Annotated in this window: 16 protein-coding genes; 3 read left to right on the top strand and 13 right to left on the bottom strand. The window is 64.2% G+C overall.

Annotated features, from left to right (window positions below):
* Positions 1-6: 6 nt before the first annotated feature.
* The 7 genes from CK215_RS07770 to CK215_RS07740 form a co-directional block, all read right to left on the bottom strand.
* A complete protein-coding gene (locus CK215_RS07770) occupies positions 7-1,662 on the bottom strand; it encodes an ABC transporter ATP-binding protein (protein WP_095830562.1) in 1,656 nt (551 codons plus the stop codon).
* Entirely contained in the window at positions 1,659-2,510 is an 852-nt protein-coding gene (locus CK215_RS07765; protein ID WP_066989179.1) for an ABC transporter permease, read from the bottom strand. The genes CK215_RS07770 and CK215_RS07765 overlap by 4 nt, the downstream gene beginning before the upstream one ends.
* Positions 2,507-3,457 (bottom strand): ABC transporter permease, encoded by a 951-nt coding sequence (locus CK215_RS07760; RefSeq protein ID WP_066989177.1) that lies wholly within the window; start codon positions 3,455-3,457, stop codon positions 2,507-2,509. Before CK215_RS07760 ends, CK215_RS07765 begins: the two co-directional genes overlap by 4 nt.
* A gap of 85 nt (positions 3,458-3,542) precedes the next feature.
* Positions 3,543-5,153: an ABC transporter substrate-binding protein gene (locus tag CK215_RS07755; RefSeq protein WP_095776349.1), complete on the bottom strand. Its 1,611-nt coding sequence runs from the start codon at positions 5,151-5,153 to the stop codon at positions 3,543-3,545.
* Positions 5,154-5,216: 63 nt separating this feature from the next.
* Positions 5,217-5,939 carry an HAD-IA family hydrolase gene (locus tag CK215_RS07750; protein WP_095830561.1) on the bottom strand — a complete coding sequence of 241 codons (723 nt, stop codon included), beginning with the start codon at positions 5,937-5,939 and terminating at the stop codon, positions 5,217-5,219.
* A 238-nt stretch (positions 5,940-6,177) separates the two neighbouring features.
* Complete coding sequence (locus tag CK215_RS07745) at positions 6,178-7,551, bottom strand: aspartate aminotransferase family protein (RefSeq protein ID WP_095830560.1); 1,374 nt, start codon at positions 7,549-7,551, stop codon at positions 6,178-6,180.
* Between the two features lie 14 nt (positions 7,552-7,565).
* Positions 7,566-8,405, bottom strand: a complete 840-nt coding sequence (locus CK215_RS07740) for a GNAT family N-acetyltransferase (protein WP_095830559.1) — start codon at positions 8,403-8,405, stop codon at positions 7,566-7,568.
* Positions 8,406-8,723: 318 nt separating this feature from the next.
* Between CK215_RS07740 and CK215_RS07735 the strand changes: the two genes are divergently transcribed.
* Both CK215_RS07735 and CK215_RS07730 read left to right on the top strand, forming a co-directional pair.
* Positions 8,724-9,392, top strand: coding sequence for a haloacid dehalogenase type II (locus CK215_RS07735; protein ID WP_067327464.1), 669 nt, complete (start codon positions 8,724-8,726; stop codon positions 9,390-9,392).
* 16 nt (positions 9,393-9,408) lie between these two features.
* Positions 9,409-10,683, top strand: a complete 1,275-nt coding sequence (locus CK215_RS07730; RefSeq protein WP_095830558.1) for an FAD-binding oxidoreductase — start codon at positions 9,409-9,411, stop codon at positions 10,681-10,683.
* Between the two features lie 13 nt (positions 10,684-10,696).
* Here the strand turns inward: CK215_RS07730 and CK215_RS07725 are convergent, their stop codons facing one another.
* The 6 genes from CK215_RS07725 to argE all read right to left on the bottom strand — a co-directional run bounded on the left by CK215_RS07725 (position 10,697) and on the right by argE (position 17,279).
* The gene (locus CK215_RS07725) at positions 10,697-12,154 is read right to left on the bottom strand and encodes an NAD-dependent succinate-semialdehyde dehydrogenase (protein ID WP_066989163.1); all 1,458 of its coding nucleotides are present in this window, start codon (positions 12,152-12,154) and stop codon (positions 10,697-10,699) included.
* 18 nt (positions 12,155-12,172) lie between these two features.
* On the bottom strand, positions 12,173-13,216 hold the full coding sequence (locus CK215_RS07720) for a tartrate dehydrogenase (protein WP_095830557.1): 1,044 nt from the start codon (positions 13,214-13,216) through the stop codon (positions 12,173-12,175).
* A gap of 10 nt (positions 13,217-13,226) precedes the next feature.
* Positions 13,227-14,690, bottom strand: a complete 1,464-nt coding sequence (locus CK215_RS07715) for an aldehyde dehydrogenase family protein (RefSeq protein WP_095830556.1) — start codon at positions 14,688-14,690, stop codon at positions 13,227-13,229.
* A gap of 150 nt (positions 14,691-14,840) precedes the next feature.
* On the bottom strand, positions 14,841-15,194 hold the full coding sequence (locus CK215_RS07710) for a cupin domain-containing protein (RefSeq protein WP_095830623.1): 354 nt from the start codon (positions 15,192-15,194) through the stop codon (positions 14,841-14,843).
* A gap of 23 nt (positions 15,195-15,217) precedes the next feature.
* Positions 15,218-16,141 carry a glyoxylate/hydroxypyruvate reductase A gene (locus CK215_RS07705; protein WP_095830555.1) on the bottom strand — a complete coding sequence of 308 codons (924 nt, stop codon included), beginning with the start codon at positions 16,139-16,141 and terminating at the stop codon, positions 15,218-15,220.
* A gap of 13 nt (positions 16,142-16,154) precedes the next feature.
* A complete protein-coding gene (gene argE, locus CK215_RS07700) occupies positions 16,155-17,279 on the bottom strand; it encodes an acetylornithine deacetylase (protein ID WP_095830554.1) in 1,125 nt (374 codons plus the stop codon).
* Positions 17,280-17,529: 250 nt separating this feature from the next.
* Here argE and CK215_RS07695 point away from each other — a divergent pair, with 250 nt between their 5' ends.
* Positions 17,530-18,432, top strand: a complete 903-nt coding sequence (locus tag CK215_RS07695; protein ID WP_095776341.1) for a GNAT family N-acetyltransferase — start codon at positions 17,530-17,532, stop codon at positions 18,430-18,432.
* Positions 18,433-18,452 lie beyond the last annotated feature (20 nt).

Raw genomic sequence — 18,452 nt, 5'->3', positions numbered from 1 at the left:
GTTTGGTCAGCGGTGGCCGTACTGAGTGACGAGCTCGGGGTCGCGGACGAGGCCGTCGAGCCAGGTCGGATCGAGCTTCGGCACGGAGGAAAACAGAAGTTTGGAATAGGGGTGCGTGGGCGACTTGACCTTGTCGGGCGTGATCTGCTCCACCCGCTCACCATTGTACATGACCATGATCTCGTCGCAGATGGCCTCGACGACGGAGAGGTCGTGGCTGATGAAGATATAGGAGAGCCCCAGCTCGCGCTGCAGCTCCTTGAGCAGCTCGATCACGGCGGACGCTACAACCGTGTCGAGCGCTGAGGTGATTTCGTCGCAGATGATGAGCTTCGGACCGGCCGCCAGCGCGCGCGCGAAGTTCACGCGCTGCTTCTGGCCGCCCGAGAGCTCCGAGGGATGACGGTAGCGCAGCGACCTCGGCAGGCGCACCATGTCGAGCAACTCGTCGACACGCTTCGAGCGCGCCTGCCTGTCGAGCCCGTGATAGAAGGCCAGCGGTCGCGAGATGATGTCCTCAATGGGCTTGGCGGGATTGAGCGCGGTATCGGCATACTGGAACACGATCTGCATCTCGCGCAGTTGGTCGCGAGTGCGTTTCCGGGCGGCGCGCTCCAGTGCCTTGCCGTCGAAGACGATATCGCCGGTCGCCGCCGGATGAATGCCCGCGATGGCGCGCGCCAGCGTCGATTTTCCGCAACCGGACTCGCCGATGACACCGAGATTGCGGCCCTTCTCCACGATCAGGCTGACGGAATCGACCGCGCGGATAACCGGCTGCCCGTCACGTTTCACCGGGCCGTATCCGGCTATCAGATTGTCGATGCGAAGCAGCGGTTTTGGTCCGGAATCTTCATCGGCCCGTATCTGCCTCGACTTCGGCTCGAAAGCGGCCAGCAATTCCCGTGTATAGGGATGCTGGGCAGCCGAAAGGATTCCGGCCGTCGTACCGGTCTCCTGCACCTCGCCGCCCTTCAGCACCACGATGCGATCTGCGATCTGGGCGACGACCGCGAGGTCGTGGGAAACGTAGACACCCGCTATGCCGCCCGCCTTCATCACCGACTTGAATGCTTTGAGCACGTCGATCTGGGTCGTCACGTCGAGTGCGGTCGTCGGTTCGTCGAAAATGACCAGTTTGGGATCGCCGATCAGCGCCATGGCGGCCGCCAGTCGCTGCAATTGCCCGCCTGAAACCTGGTGCGGATAACGGGCGCCGATCCCGTCCGGATCAGGCAGCGACAAGGCCCGGAACAGCTCGACCGCGCGCTTTCGCGCCTGCTCGGGTGGCATCAGGCCGTGGATGCGCGTGACTTCGATCACCTGCTCCATAATGGTCGACGAGGGGTTGAAGGCGGCGGCGGCACTTTGCGGAACATAGGCGATGTCGGTGCCGCGCAACCTGGCGCGTCCCCGCTCGGTAAGCGCAGCCATGTTCTTGCCGTTGACATTGATCTCGCCGCCGGTAATCCGGCAGCCGGGCCGCGCATAGCCCATGAGCGAGAGCGCCACCGTCGTCTTGCCGGAGCCGCTCTCGCCGATCAGGGCGACGATCTCGCCATCGGCGATGTCGAGGCTGACGCCCTTGATGATTTCGACCAGACGTCCGGCGTCGGTCTTTGCCTCGATCTGAAGGTTTCTGACCTCGACGAGATTGGTCATGCGTCCCGGTCCCTGATCTTCTGCGGCAGGTTGTCGATTAAGAGGTTGACGCTAATGGTCAGGCTGGCGATCGCCAGCGACGGCACGATGACGGCCGGGGCCGCGAAGGGCAGGCCGCCGATGTTCTCGCGCACCAGCGCGCCCCAGTCGGCTAAAGGCGGCTGCAGACCGAGCCCGAGGAAGGACAGGCCGGAGAGCAACAGCACGATGAAGACGAAGCGCAGGCCGAAATCGGCAAGCACCGGCCGGATGATGTTCGGCAGGATCTCGGAGCCGATGAGATAGATAGTGCTCTCGCCGCGGACGCGGGCGACGGTCATGAAATCCATGGTGTTGATGTTGACGGCAAGCGCCCGCGCGAAGCGGTAGGCGCCCGGGATGTAGATGACGGCGAGCGTCAGGATCAGCACCGGGATCGATGAGCCGACCGCGGCGACGACAACAAGGCCGAACAGCTTGCTGGGGATGGAGTTCATGGCGTCGAGGAAGCGGCTGAGGCAGGTATCGAACCAGCCGCCGGTGACGGCCGCGATCATCCCCAGAACGACCCCCGAAAAGCAGGCGATCGAGACGGCGGCAAGCGATATGCCGACGGTGTAGCGTGCGCCCATGAGAACCCTGGAGAGCATGTCACGCCCCAGATAGTCCGAGCCGAGCCACAGCCCCTGGCGCATCGGGCCGAAATAATCGTCGTCGACGATGTCGCCGATCGGATGGGGAATGATGTAGGGCGCGAAAATCGCGACCAGCGTCCATGCCAGAATGACCAGCGAGGCCACGACGCCCACGAGGTTGTAGCTGTGGCCCAGGAAGGACCGTCGGGAGGATGCCGCGCGCGCCACTGTCATCTGAGCCTCGGGTTGGACATGATGGCGACGATGTCGGCGGCCGTGATGAGCAGGAGATAGCCAAGGCAGAAGATCATCGCGCAGCTCTGGATCAGCGGCAGGTCGCGGGTCGCGACCGCATCGACCATCAGCTTGGCGATGCCGGGATAGTTGAAGATCGTCTCGACGATGATGACGCCGCCGACCAGATAGGACAACGAGAGCGCGACCGCGTTGACGATCGGCCCAAGCGCGTTCGGAAGGGCGTGCTTGAGCACCATGCGGCTGCGAGAGGCGCCTTTGAGAAGCGCCATCTCGACATAAGGCGTTGAGAGCGTTTCGATCACCGCGGCGCGCGTCATGCGGATCATTTGGGCCGAGATGACGAAGGTGAGGGTGATCACCGGCATCGAATAGATGCGCACGAGGTCGGCAAGCGAGTGCGCCTCGTTGACCGAAGACAACGCCGGCAGCCATTTCAGATAAACGGCAAAGAGCAAGACGGCGAGGGTCGCGACCATGAATTCCGGCACCGAGATCACGCCGATCGAAAGCACGGTGACGGTGCGGTCATAGACGGAGCCTCGTAGCATCGCGGCGGTGATGCCGAGCGTCAGCGCCAGCGGCACCGAGATCAGCGTGGTGATGCCGGCGAGCTTCATGGTGTTGACGAAGCGCCCGCCGATCAGGGCCGCGACCGGCATTTCGTTGGCGTAGGAGGTACCGAGATCGCCGTGGAGCAGACCGACAAGCCAACGCAGGAAGCGCAGGATCGCCGGATCGTTGAGATGCATGGCCTCGCGCAGGCCGGCGACCGCCTCGGGCGTCGCCGCCTGGCCAAGCAGGATCGACGCCGTGTCGCCCGGCAGCATGCTGGTGGCGAAGAACACGGCGAACAGGACGATCAGAAGGGTGACGATCGCGATCGCCAGCCGCTTCAGCACGAGGTTTAGAACCCCAGACTTCATGGAAGCTCCCTGCGGTTGCGTTCGGCCAAACAATCTTGCGCAATGCAGTGTAGGGACCGGCTGACCGGTCCCCTACAGCCGCCTCTTAGGCTTCGAGCCAGAGGTATTCCGCCATTGCGTACCCCATCATGCCACCAAGCGGGTTCGCCTCCAAACCCTTCACCTTGCTGGAGAGGGCATCGACGTTGGAGATGTAGGCCGGGATGATGGTGCCTGCTTCCTCGGAGATCATGGTCTGCATCTGCCCGTAGATCTCCTTGCGCTTGGCCTGGTCGAGGAGGCCGCGCGCCTCGACGAGCAGCTTGTCGAACTTCTCGGACTTGTACTGGCTTTCGTTCCAGGGCGCGTTGGAGGCGTAAAGCAGCGAGAACAGGATGTCCGGCGTCGGGCGCGGATTGATGTTGCCGAAATGGACAGGCGCCTTGAGCCAGTAATTGTCCCAGTAGCCGTCGGACGGGACCCGCTGAACGTCGAGCTTCATGCCGATTTCCGCGCCGGCGGCCTGGATGATGACCGCCATGTCGATCGACGAGGTCGCGGCGTCCGAGGCGACCACCGGAATGGACTGGCCGAGCAGGCCCGCCTTCTTGAAGTGGAACTTCGCCTTGTCCGGGTCGAAAGCCTTCGGCTTGAGGTCCGCATTGTGGAAGATGTTAGCCGGCGAGACGGGCTGGTCATTGCCGATTTCGCCGAGGCCGCGCAATGCCGATTTCACGATCTGCTCGCGGTTGACGAGGTATTTCATGCCGGTCACGAAATCGGCCTTGCTGCCCGGATCCATGTCGAGCCGGATGTTGAGGTCCGTATAGTTGCCCGAGGTCGTCTTCGACAGTTCGAAGCCCTGCTGGCTCTGCAGCAGCTTCATTGCGCGCGGATTGATCGCGGCAGCAAAATTGATATCGCCGGAAAGCAAGGCGTTGACCCGGGCGCTGTCGTCGCTGATGGCGATGAATTCGAAGGAGTCGAGATAGGGCTTGCCCGACTTCCAGTAGTTCTTGTTCTTGGTGACGACCGAACGGACGCCAGGTTCGAACGTCTGCAGCACGAAGGCGCCTGTGCCGTTGCCCTTGGAGAAGTCGGTGGTGCCGTCGGCCACGATCATGAAGTGGTGCAGCGCCAGGATGGTCGGAAGGTCGGCATTCGGATCGGCGAGGGTGATTTCGACCGTCGATTTGTCGACCGCCTTGAAGCCGGTCATCTGTGCGGCGATCTTGGCGACCTTGGAGCCGACCGACTTGTCGAGATGGCGCTTGAGCGAAAAGACGACGTCGTCAGCCGTCAGGTCCTTGCCGTCGTGGAAGGTGACGCCCTTGCGCAGCTTCACCGTCCAGGTCTTTGCGTCCTTGCTGTCGATGCTTTCGGCCAGTTCCATCTGCGTCTTGCCATCCTTGTCGAGGAAGGTCAGACGGTTATAGAGCGAGCAGCAGCGGACATAGTCCGTGGAGAGCGATGCCTTTGCCGGATCGAGCGTGTCGGCCGTCGATGACGACCAGCCGGCCGCCTTGAAATTTCCGCCGGAGACCGGCGTGGCGGCGACGGCCTGCGTGGCACGGCCAAGCACAACGCCGCCCGCGGCAACCGCGGCGCCGCCCGCCAGCAGCATCTTGAGGAGTTCGCGGCGGCTCGCGCCTCGCCGGATGGCGTTTTCGACCATCGCATCGTCTGCTCCGGTCCAGTTGGTGATCTTGTCGGTCATGTCATTCCCCTTTCGTTGGTTGGTCAGGACGCGCGTCTTGCTGCGGCTTTTCCGGGCTTGGGTTCAGGTTCGTTCTTTCATGCTCTCCCGCACGGCCGCCGCAAACGCGGCCATCGAGGTGAAGTGGTAGTCCGGCACGGTGAAGCGCTCGGGCTCGATCGTGCCGCCATAGCCCTTCTGGGCATGACGGCGCTCGATCCAGCAGTTGGTCATGCCGAGCGCTCGGGATATGCCGATGTCGTGATGCTGGCTTTGCGCGACGTGCAGGATGTCGTCCTTGCTGTCGCCGCGCGACGCCACGAAATCGAAGACCTTCTGGAAAAAGGCGGGATCCGGTTTTTCCGTGCCGGTATCGTCGGCAGTGAAGGTGGCAAAAAAGGGCGATCCGAGCTGCTTCTCGAAATGGTCGAGAGCCCAGCGCCGGGCATTGGTCATGGCAATCAGCTTATGAGACGTCGCAAGGTCGGCCAGCACCGCCCTGCTATCGGAGAAGCCCTGCCAGACGCTGGCCGAGTCCCGCAGGCGGGCGCCGTATTTCTCCTCGGCCGGCAGGCCGAGCCGCGGTGCGATGACCATGTAGACACGTGCGAGATCGTCGGGGAACAGATTCGCATCGGGCATGTAGCGGGCCTGCCGGTAAAGGGCCAGCGCTTCTTCGCCGTCGATTGAGACACCGGCCTCCGCAGCGATCCCGGCCAGGCAGGTCGTTATGCCGCCTTCGAAGTCGATCAGCGTGCCGACCACATCGAAGGTCATGTATTTGAATTCGCTAAAGCCCCTGGCCAAGACTGGCTCTCCTCTGCGCGCGGCCGAATTACTCATGCTGAACAGAACAAAATTCCGTGCTGTCCGGGGCGTCGGCCTTTTTCAAAAGCCCGGAAATCCGGGCTTTCTGGCCTTGTCTTAAAAAGCAGTCTGGCACTTCCCCCGCGCTGGATTCGCCGAAAAGGCGCGAGGTAGCGGCACAAAATTGCGAAATCGTCTGCCGCGGCGATATTTCGAGATGCGAAAAATGCGTTGCCCTTCATGCAAGCGCCCGGCGGACATCGGCGTCGTCCAGCGTCTGGTCCAGCGTCCGGCGCGTGCGCTCGATGATCGCATCGATGTCGCCGTCGGTGCAGCAGAGCGGCGGAGCATAGCCGAGAACCCCATGCGCGAAGGCGCGGATGATCAGGCCATTGTCCCACGCCCTGTCGAAGACGCGCCGCGCCGGCATGGCCGAGGCTGGAAGCGGCGTTTTCTTCTTTTTGTCGACCACCAACTCGATGGCGGCGAGCATGCCGCGACCCCGCACATCGCCGACCAGTGGGTGATCGCTCAAGGCAGACAAGCCCGCCATCAAGCGCGCGCCGGCCCTGGCGCCGTTCTCCAGAAGGCCTTCCTCATAGAGCTTCAGCACCGCGAGCGCGACGGCGGCGCTGACCGGATGGGCGGAATAGGTGTAGCCGTGGCCGACGGCCGAGGCGCCTGCGCCATCGGCGATGACGTTATAGACATGATCGGCCATGAAGACAGCGCCCATTGGCACATAGCCGGAGGTCAGGCCCTTCGCGGTAGTCATGAAGTCGGGAACGATATCCTCCTCCGTGCAGGCAAACAGGGGGCCGGTGCGGCCGAAACCGGTGATCACCTCGTCGGCGATGAAGAGGATGCCGTATTCACGGCAGAGCTCGCGCATCGCCTTGATCCAGCCCTTCGGCGGGACGATAACGCCACCCGAGCCCTGGATCGGCTCGGCGTAGAAGGCGGCGATCCGCTCCGGCCCGATCTCCTCGATCTTCGCCTTCAGCGCGGCGAGCGACGCCGCGATGATTGCGTTCGGGTCATCGCCAACCGGATTGCGATAGGGATAGGGCGAGGGGATCTTGTGCTGCCACTCGAACGGAATGCCGAAACCGGCATGAAAGGCGGGCAGGGCGGTCAGGCCCGCGCCGACCACCGACGATCCGTGATAACCCTGCTCAACGGAAATGAACTGGTCGCGTTCAGGCTCGCCTCTGGCATTCCAGTAGTAGCGGACGAACCGGATCGTGCTGTCGACCGCGTCCGATCCCCCCAGCGTGAAATAGACGTGATTGAGATCCCCCGGCGCCCGGTCGGCCAGCTCCGAGGCGAGCCGTATGGCGGGCTCCGAGCCGAGATCGAAATAGGCGGTGGCGTAGGGCAACTCGCGCATCTGCCGGGCCGCCGCCTCGACGATGCTGTCGTGACCATAGCCGGCATTGACGCACCACAGTCCGGCGAAGCCGTCGAGAAGTTGCCGGCCGGACGCATCGGTCACGGTAGCGCCCTTCGCCGATTTCAGCACCCGCACGCCGAGCGCCTCATGGCCGCGATATGAAGCGACCGGATGGATGAGATGGGCGCGGTCGAGTTCGATCAGGGAATTGGCGAGCATTGTTGTCCTCCGGACTATCCGAGCGCCTGGTTTGCGAGGGCGTAAACTTTTGGCCTGGCCTGTTCGGCCCCATTCTTGGCCGGACGGTCCATAGCGACGCCGCCGCCGACATGGGCTAGGCCGATTTCTCCGAGCCAGCCGGCGATGCCGGTCCTGCTTTCGGTATCCACGCGCAGGAAGGCGCCAGGGCGAGACGCGGCGAAGAAGCTGATCAGGGCCTTGGCGTCGTCTGCATTTCCCGCGATGACGGGGCCGATCACCTCGCCGCGTCCGAACGGGCGGATTGCGGCATAGGCCGCGATGACGCCACTGCGGCGGATGACTGCGAATTCACCCCGCTCGGCCAGCGCATCGATCAACGCTTCTCGGTCGGCGCCGTAGGCGTCACGGTCCAGGGCCTTGATTTTCCGCAGGTCGTGGGTGCCCGCGGCTTCCACAGCGCCGGGAGCCTCAAGCGCTGCCACCTGGCCCTGATGCTGAAGAATCGTGCCCGAGGGCACGAAGCCAAGCTTCTCATAAAGGGGCATGCCGTCGGTCGTGGCGACGAGCCGCAGCGGACGGTCGCCGGCAAGGGCGAAGGCCTGTTCCATGAGCCGGCGCCCGAGCCCTTTGCCTCGCGCGTTCCTGTCGACGATCACCATGTTGATCATGGCGCAATCGGCGCCGTAAGCCGTTACCAGGATTGTCCCGGCGACCCGGCCCTGGTCGTCGAGCGCAACCGCGCCGCTCGAAAGCTGCAGCGCCATCTGCCAATCCTGCGGGCGATGCGGCCAATTCTCCTGCCGAGATAGCGCGACTGCACCCTCGATATGATCCGGCCCGAAGTCCTGGAGTTCGATCTCGCCTTGCTGCATGACGCACCTTTCAGTCTGACCCCAAGTCTCGATCATCAGTGCGCCGCAGATCGTCTGAAGGTCTCGACTTCCGCGGTATCATTCGCCGTTGCTGAGGGCGTGCGCCGCATCTTGTGCTGGCCCTATGGAACTGGATGCGTTTAGCGCCTCGACCGGCGGCATCCTTCGACGCTCAAGATGCTACAGCGTGCCAAACGGAACCGCGGATACGGAACTTTCTGCTTTCGGCAGCCGCTTTTCGGTCAAGTGGGTCGCTTCCTGCCGGCCTATGATGAAAGACGTCCCAACACGGATGTGCTTCCACGGAGATCGACGGATATGGCTTCTTTCAGGCCCAAATACATCACCTTCGACTGCTACGGCACGTTGACCAATTTCCAGATGGCGGAGGCGGCGCGTGACCTCTATGGCAGCCGACTCGACGAGCCGCGCATGCAGGCGTTCATCAAGAACTTCGCGGCTTACCGGCTCGACGAGATCCTGGGCGACTGGAAGCCCTATGCCGACGTCGTCCACAACGCGCTCGAGCGCGCCTGCAAGCGCAACGGCGTCGCCTTCAGCCCGGACGACGCCACGATGGTCTATGAGCGTGTCCCGACCTGGGGGCCCCACGCGGACGTTCCAGCCGGCCTGGCGAAGGTTGCCAAGGAAATTCCGCTGGTCATCCTCTCCAACGCCATGAACGCGCAGATCATGTCCAATGTCGAGAAGCTCGGCGCGCCATTCCATGCCGTCTACACGGCCGAACAGGCGCAGGCCTACAAGCCACGCTTCAAGGCTTTCGAATACATGTTCGATAGGCTGGGCTGTGGTCCAGAGGATGTTCTTCACTGCTCGTCCTCGTTCCGCTACGACCTGATGTCGGCGCATGATCTCGGGATCAAGAACAAGGTCTGGGTCAATCGCGGCCACGAGCCGGCCAACCCCTATTACGGCTATGTCGAGATCGCCGACATTTCCGGTCTTCCGGGCGTGGTCGGGCTTTGAAACTGACGGATTGCAAATGAAGCTGGTCTCCTACTGGCACGACACCGCTCCAGTTTTTTCCGGCGGGGCGCACGGCCCGGTCGAGGGACACTACGACGCCGCCATCATCGGCGGCGGCTTCACCGGCCTCGCCGCCGCCCGCCAACTGGCGAAGGCCGGCGCCAAGGTGGCGGTGCTGGAGGCGGAGCGGGTCGGCTGGGGCGCGTCCGGACGCAATGGCGGGCACCTGAACAACGGCCTCGCCCACAGCTACCTTTCGGCCAAGGCGGAACTCGGCAAGGAGCGCGCGATCGCGCTCTACCGGGCGCTGGACGATTCCGTCGACACCATCGAGGCGCTGGTCGCCGAGGAGGGCATCGACTGCAATTTCCGCCGCGCCGGCAAGCTGAAGCTCGCCTCCAAGCCGCAGCATTTCGAAGCGATCGCCCGTAACTTCGAGGCCGTCCATGCCGAGGTGGATCCGGATACGGCGCTGCTGTCGCCGAACGATCTCAAATCCGAGATCGGCTCGCCCTTCCATGGCGCGATGCTGTCGAAGAAGAGCGCCATGATGCATATGGGCCGCTACGTGGCCGGGCTGGCGACGGCCGCGGTTCGCCATGGCGCCGTCATCCACGAGAATGCGGCGGTGACGGATCATAGGCAGTCGGGCACGCGCCATCAGCTGACCACCTCCCGCGGCCGCATCAGCGCCGACAATGTGCTGGTGGCGACCGGCGCCTACACCACGCCGAATTTCGGCTATTTTCGCCGCAGGATCATTTCCGTCGGCAGCTTCATCATCGCCACGCGACCGCTGAGCGACGCCGAGATCGCCGCGACCATGCCCGGCAACCGGACATGCGTGACCTCGATGAACATCGGCAACTACTTCCGGCTTGCGCCGGACAAGCGCCTGATCTTCGGCGGCCGCGCACGCTTTTCGGCGACATCGGACCAGCGCTCCGATGCCAAGAGCGGACAGATATTGCGGGCGAGCCTCGCGGCGATCTTCCCGCAGCTCGCCAGGGTCGAGATCGATTATTGTTGGGGCGGGCTGGTCGACATGACCAAGGACCGCTTCCCGCGGGCCGGCTACCATGACGGGGTCTGGTACGCGATGGGCTATTCCGGCCACGGCGCGCAGCTTTCCACCCATCTCGGCATGATCATGGCCGATGCCATGCTTGGTCGTGCGGACCGCAATCCGATGAAGGGGCTCGAGTGGCCTGCCATTCCCGGCTATTCCGGCAAGCCCTGGTTCCTGCCGATGGTCGGTCTCTACTACAAGGCGCTCGACCGGATCCAGTGATCGGGGCTGGGGTTTAACCCAGCCCGCCCATGTGGAAGCTCTTCAGTTCCAGATATTCCTCGATGCCGGCCTGCGCGCCCTCGCGCCCGAGGCCGGACTGCTTGACGCCGCCAAAGGGGGCTATCTCCATCGAAACCGAGCCGGTGTTCAGACCCACCATGCCGAACTCCAGCGCCTCGCCGACGCGCCAGGCGCGCTTCAGGTTCTCGGTGTAAAAGTAGGAGGCAAGCCCGTAAGGTGTGCCGTTGGCAAGCGCGACCGCTTCCTCTTCCGTCTCGAAACGGAAAAGCGGTGCGACCGGACCGAAAGTCTCCTCGCTGGCGAGTTCCATTTCGTTTGTCGCACCGGCCAGCACCAGCGGCGCGACATATTGAGGACCCTCCGGCAGCACCGGCTTCTCGGTGACGATCGTCGCGCCTTTGGCAAGCGCATCCTCGACGTGCCGATTGATTTTCTCGACCGCCGCCATGTTGATCATCGGCCCGATGGCGACGCCGGGCTGCGTGCCCGGTCCCACCGTCAACGCATTGACGCGGGCGCTGAGCTTGGCGGAGAAGGCGTCATAAACTCCGGCCTGGACGAGAATGCGGTTGGCGCACACGCAGGTCTGGCCGCCATTGCGGAACTTCGACGCCAGCGCCCCCTCGACCGCGAGATCGAGGTCGGCGTCGTCGAAGACGATGAAGGGCGCGTTGCCGCCGAGCTCGAGGCTGAGCCTTTTCACGCTGTCGGCCGCTCCGCGCATCAGCAGCGAGCCGACCCTGGTCGAACCGGTGAAGGAGATCTTGCGCACGGTCTCATTCGCCATGATCTCGTTGCCGATCTCGGCCGGCATGCCGGTGACGATGTTGATGACGCCGGCGGGAATACCCGCGCGTTCGGCGAGCACGCCGAGCGCCAACGCCGAATAGGGCGTGAACTCGGAGGGCTTGATCACCACCGTGCAGCCGGCGGCCAGCGCCGGCGCGACCTTGCGGGTGATCATCGCATTGGGAAAGTTCCAAGGCGTGATGATGCCGCACACGCCGACGGGTTCCTTCAGGACGATGATGCGGCGGTCTGATGTAGGCGAGGGGATGGTGTGGCCATTGATCCGGCGCGCCTCCTCGGCGAACCATTTGACGAAGGATGCGCCGTAGCGGATCTCGCCTTTGGCCTCGTCCAGCGGCTTGCCCTGTTCCGTGGTCAGGATCAGTGCGAGATCGTCCAGATGCTTAAGCATCAGACCATGCCAGGCCTCCAGCAGGGCGGCGCGTTCGGCATGGGTCTTCTTTTTCCAATCCCGATAGGCGGAAGCCGCGGCCTCTATGGCCGCGCGGGCCTCCGGGCCGGCCATGTCGGGCACCGTGCCGATCGATATCTGTGTTGCCGGATCGATCACATCGACCGTTCTGCCGGAACCTGCCGCGACCCATCTGCCGCCGATCAGGCCGGCCTCGCGGAAGAGAGTTTTGTCTTTCAGGCTTTTCATCGAAAACGACCTCGCAAATCAGGTGAGCGCCGCGACAACGGCGGATGTGATGGCGTCCGTGCGATCTTTGCCGGCCGTGGTTCCCACCCCTCGCGCCGTTGTCGCTTCGATCGCGTTCATGACGCGGCCGGCTGCGTCCTTTTCGCCCAGATGATCGAGCATCATTGCGCCCGACCATATGGCGGCGATCGGGTTGGCGATGCCGAGGTGGGCGATGTCGGGCGCGGAGCCGTGCACCGGCTCGAACATGGACGGCGCCGAGCGGTCGGGGTTGATGTTGGCGGAAGCCGCGTAGCCGAGCCCGCCCTGGATCGCCGCGCCGATATCCGTCAGTATGTCGCCGAAGAGATTGGAAGCGACGACCACGTCGAGGCTCTGCGGATCCATGATCATGCGCGCAGCGAGCGCGTCGACGTGATAGCTGGTCACGTCGACGTCCGGATAGTCGGCGGCCAGCTTGCGCGTGATCTCGTCCCAGAACACCATTGAATATTTCTGCGCGTTGGACTTGGTGACGGAAGCCAGCCTGCCACGCCGCGCCCGTGCCTGCTCGAAGCCGAAGCGCAGGATGCGCTCGACCCCGGCCCGGGTGAAGATCGAGGTTTCCACCGCGACCTCGTCCAGCGTGCCTTGATGCACACGCCCGCCGGCGCCGGAATATTCGCCTTCGGTGTTTTCGCGGATGCACAGAATATCGAAGCTCTCGGCCCGCAGCGGCCCCCTCACACCCGGCAGCAGCCGGTGCGGCCGGATATTGGCGTATTGCACGAATGCCTTGCGGATCGGCAGCAGCAGCCCGTGGAGAGAAACGGAATCAGGCACCTGCGTCGGCCAGCCGACGGCCCCGAGCAGGATGGCGTCGAAGCGGCGCAATGTCTCGATGCCGTCCTCGGGCATCATGCGGCCGGTTTCCTTGAAGAAACGACAGGACCATGGAAACTCGGTCCCAGTCAGGGCAAAGCCGGAGTGCTTGGCCACGGTTTCCAGCACCGTCCAGGCGGCGGCGGTCACATCGCGACCGATGCCATCACCGGGGATCAGGGCGATCGAGTGGGTTTTCATTGGCATCTCTTCACAGGCTGATCAGGACGCTCTTGGTCCTGCGGTTGGCGAGATAGGCCTCGCGGCCAAGGTCCTTGCCGATGCCGGAGCGCTTGTAGCCACCGGTCGGCAGGATGTGGTCGCGCGAGCGGCTGTAGCGGTTGACCCACACGGTGCCCGCTTCCAGCTTGCGCGCGAGACGGATTGTGCGAGACAGATCGGCGGTGAACAGGCCGGAAGCCAGTCCGTAGGTCGGATGGCTGGACAGCGCCAGCGCCTCGTCTTCGGTCTCGAAGGTCTGGACCGTCAGGACCGGGCCGAAGATTTCCTCGACGATCGCCGGATTGACCTGGTCGACATTGGCGATCAGCGTCGGTTCGTAGAAATAGCCGGGGCTGTCCATAAAAGAGCCACCCGTCAGGCATTCGCCGCCGGCCTCGAGCGCGGCCCGCACGATGGCGTCGACACGTCCCCGCTGCCGTTCCGAGATGATCGGCGAATACTGCGTGGTCTCGTCCCAGGTCGGGCCGGGCCTCACCGCCTTCATCTTTTCCAGGATCGAGGCCGTCAGCCTGCCGGCCACACTCTTCTCGACGATCAGGCGCGTGCCGGCCACGCAGGCCTGGCCGGCATTGAAGGTGACGCTGCCGGCGATTGCTGCCGCCGCCTTGTCGAGATCGGCATCGGCAAAGACGAGCTGCGGGCTCTTGCCGCCGAGCTCCAGCGTCATCGGCTTGATGGCGGTGCGGGCGACGTTCTCCATGATCGCCGAGCCGGCGCGGGTTGAACCGGTGAAGCTGACCTTGGCGATCTCGGGATGGCCGGTCAACGCCGTGCCGGTCGTGGGGCCGTCGCCGAGCACCACGTTGATAAGTCCTGCCGGCAGGCCGGCTCTGACGGCGAGCTGCGCCAAATAGACGGTCGAGAACGGCGTCATTTCGGACGGCTTCAGCACGACTGCATTGCCCGCGGCCAACGCCGGACCGAGCTTCCAGCCGGCCATCGAGATCGGAAAATTCCAGGGCGTGATCGCGGCTACGACGCCATAGGGTTCGCTCATGATCATGCCGAAACTGGCGTCGTCGGTCGGCGCGAGTTCGCTGCCTTCCTTATCGGCGAACTCGGCGAAGAAGCGGATCTGCTCGGCGGTCACGGCGATGTCGCCGGCGGCGAGCTGGCCCACGGGCCGGGTCGAGGACAGTGCCTCGATCCTGGCGAGCGTTTCGGCTTCCGCTTCCATCAGATCGGCCCAGGCGTGGAGCGCCCTGGTGCGCTCGCGCGGCCGGACGCCGCCCCAGTTGCTGGCTTTCAGCGCCGCTTTGGCACTTTCCATCGCCCGGTCCACCAAGTCCGCACCGGCCACAGGGCAGGCGGCATAGGACTTGCCATCGGACGGACGGCGCATCTCGATCGCACCCCCGGCCGAAATCAGCTCCCCATCGATGAAGTGGCCGACGGGAAGCGAGATTGTATCGGGATCGAAGCTCAGGCTCATGGGCAGACCACTCGGCAGCATCGGCCTGAGCCTAGCCCGTGCCGACACGCAGCATGCGCTGTTCGGCGATCCGCCGCCGACGAATGTTGCGTGCTGGGGACAAGAGACGGCAAAATCTTCCGCGGCGGTCAGGGCCTGCGCGGGCGCTCGCTAGCCCACTGTGACGTAGATCTTGCGCACGGTCTCGATGGTCTTCCAAACACCCGTGAAGCCCGGCTTCATGACGAAGCTGTCGCCGGCCCGGTAGGTCACCGTTTCGCCGGCGTCGGGCGTGATTTCGACCACGCCGGCGAGGATATGGCAGAACTCGAAGGTTTTCCCCTTGATCGAGCGCGTTTCGCCGGGCGTGGCCTCCCAGACGCCGGTATGGACAAGGTCGTCCTTGGCCACGTCCTGCGCCCAGGTTTTGAAGGCGGGATTGCCGGCAATGAGCCGCTCCGGCAGCGCGGTCGATTCGCGGGGCGAAAAGCTTGGGTTGATATCGATGGACTTGAGCAGAGACAAAGGATGGCCTTTCCAGTTGAGTTTCAATAACCGCGCGACCGGTCGACGAGCCCGATGGGATCGAGCCCGGCGCGGTGGCGCTTGATGTTGTCGATGACGGCCTGGGCGGCGGTCGCGGGTTGGGTGACGCTGGCTATGTGCGGAGTGAGGATGATCTTCGGATGCGACCAGAACGGATGTCCCGCGGGCAGCGGTTCGGGATCGGTCACGTCGATCATCGCCGACGACAAATGGCCGCTATCGAGCGCGGCGACAAGCGCTTCGTGATCGAGCTGCGGGCCTCGACCCGTATGAACGAGAGCCGCCCCGTCAGGCAGTTTCGCGAACAGGCCGGCGTTCAGAAATCCGCGCGTCTCCTCGGTCAGCGGCAGCAGGCAGATCAGTATGTCACTGGCCGCCAGCATCTGCTCCAGCCCAAGCTCGCCATGATAACAGGTCACCCCTTCGAGCCGCCGCGGGGAGCGGCTCCATCCGGAGAGCTGGAAGCCGAAAGGTTTCAGCCGGTCGAGGACGGCTTGGCCAAGCTGTCCGAGGCCGAGCACGCCGATCCGGCGCGACGCGGCCTGAGGCTGAGGGATGTCGCGCCATTCTCCGGCGCGCTGCTGCGCCAGATAGGCCGGCAGGTTGCGGTGGAGCGCGAGCACGGCGAGCGTCACATACTCCTGCATCATGCGCACGATGCCCTCCTCGACCATGCGCACGATCTTCACCGGCGCGGGCACCGCGTCGAAGCGGAACTGATCGACGCCGGCGCCGATGGAGAACAGGATTTCGAGGTTGGTGTAGCGGTGGAGGTTCTCCGGCACCGTCCAGGTGATCAGGTAGCGCACTGCGTCGGGATCGACAGTAGCGGCATCGATCGTGAAGGGGAGGTCCGGCAACTCCTTCGCGAAGGCCTCGGCGAAGATCGCGCCACGCCGCGCGTCGGAATTGAAGAGGAATGTCATTCCGGCTGCTCCTTCAGGCCGCGCATCGCGCGCCAAGCGCCTCGATCATCTGCTGGCAGGCGGCGAGCTCGCTGGCGAGAATATATTCGTCCGGCTTGTGGGCGCGACCGATATCGCCGGGGCCGCAGATGATCGCATCGAGCCCGGAGCCTTGGTAAAGTCCGGCCTCCGTCCCGTAGCTGACGGCGGCTAAAGGCGCTTCGCCGGTCAATTCGCGCAGCAGTCCCGCCAGAGCCGAGTCTTGCGGCAGCGACAGCGCCGGATAGGCGCTGATCGGCTTCCATTCAACAACATAGCCTTGAGCGGCAAGAGCTTCAGCCCGCGCCTTGACCGGGGTGAGCAAGCCAGCCGGTTCGATGCCCGGTATTGCGCGCGCCTCCAGGTCGAGCGTGCAGCTGTCGGGGATGATGTTGACCGACTGGCCGCCTGCGATCACACCGGCCTGCAGCGAGGAATAGGCCGGCTCGAAGGTTGGGTCGGACGGGCCATGCATCAGCCGCTCCGCTTCACTCACGGCGGCGCTCAGCACATCGGACATCGCATGGATGGCGTTAAGCCCAAGATCCGGTCGCGAGGAGTGGCCGGAGCGGCCGCTGATGATTACGCGGGCGGCCGCCTTGCCCTTGTGGCCGCGCACGGCGCGCATGCCGCTCGGCTCGCCGACGATGACGCCGAGCGGCTTGGCGCAAAGCTCGGGCAGCCCGGCGATTAAATGCGGCACGCCCCGGCACCCGATCTCCTCGTCGTAGGAGAAGGCGAGGTGGATCGGTCTGGCGAGGCGCAGCCGCACAAGCGCAGGCGCAGCGGCGAGCGCGGCGGCGAGAAACCCCTTCATGTCGGTGGTGCCGCGTCCGTAGAGCCGTTCGCTCTCCCGGCGCAGCGAAAAAGGGGCCGAACTCCATTGCGGCTCGCCGGCGGGGACGACGTCCATATGGCCGGATAGGATGTAGCCCGGAACCTCGGCCGGGCCGATGGTGGCGAAAAGATTGAAACGGTCTCCCTCTGGCCCTGGGAGCAGGCTGACCTTCGCGCTTTGTTCGGTGAGATGAGCCTCGATCCAGCCGGCAATGTCGCCGTTCGGCTTGCCGGCGACCGACGGAAAGGCGACGAGACGGTCGAGGATGTCGAAGACGTCCATTCCAGCCCTCAAGGCGTTAGGGTTCGCCGGCATCGATGTCGCATGCTGGCGAATTTCCGCAGAGGATGGGTGCGTTCCCACGCGATTGCATGCCGAAAGCGGAAGTGTTTCAGTTGAATCTTGCGTTGGTGCACGGCTTTCGAGCAAATCCTGTGGGGTTTGCTTGTCTAGCGTTGGCGGGCACGGGGCAGCGGTCTGCTCGCCCGTTGATTTTTGAGGGTTCTTTATTTTTGAGGGTTCTTTCAGGGCCATGGAAGTGAAGCCGTCCGAAAGCTTGAAAATCGATGCCTTTTCCATGCGTATCGGCGACGTCCAAGATGTCGACCTGGAGAGGTTGCACGCGCTCTCCCTGTCGGTGGGATGGCCGCATCGCGCCGAGGATTGGCAATTCCTGCGTGAATCGGGCCAAGGCTTCGTGGCGCTCGATGAGATCGGCCGGGCTCTCGGTTCGGCCATGTGGTTCCCGCACGGCGCCAATTTCGCCACCTTGGGGATGGTCATCACCTCGCCGCGGCTTCAGACGCAGGGGGCGGCGCAATGGCTGATGAAGCGGATCTTCGACAGGATCCCCGGGCGCGATCTGCGCCTCAATGCAACCCGTGCTGCGCGGCGGCTTTATCTCTCCCTCGATTTCCAGCCGGAGAAGACCGTCTATCAATGCCAGGGCATCGCCCGCGTGCCGACAGCGGGCCGGCCGACGGAGGCGCACGGTAGCGTCCGGACGTTGGACGCGGGCGATATTGCGGCAGCGATCGCGCTGGACGCGGCGGGATTTGGCGTGAGGCGCACAGCGCTCGTTGAAAAGCTCTTCGGGCAATCGGCCGGCTATGGGCTTTTCGACGGGAACAAGCTGACCGCTTTTGCCCTCTGCCGACCGTTCGGACGGGGCCATGTCATAGGGCCGGTGGTGGCGGGAAGCGACCCCGACGCCCTGGCGGTCGTCAGGCCGCACGTGGCCGACCATTCGGGATATTTCCTCAGGATCGACACGCACATGGACAATGGCGAGTTCGCCGCCTTCCTGTCGCACAGCGGAATGCCGGTCTTCGACACGGTGCTGACCATGTCGAAGGGCAAATGCCTCGCCGATTTTTCCGACGGCGGCTCGGCTAGGCCGAAGACCTATGCCTTAGCAAGTCAGACCCTCGGGTAGTTGTCTTCGGATTGCTTCCT

This window comes from Mesorhizobium sp. WSM3864 (assembly GCF_002294955.1).
In the GTDB taxonomy this organism is placed as follows: Bacteria; Pseudomonadota; Alphaproteobacteria; order Rhizobiales; family Rhizobiaceae; genus Mesorhizobium.
The sequence above is the reverse complement of the archived record's forward strand: the minus strand, read 5'-3'. Positions and strand labels throughout refer to the sequence as shown.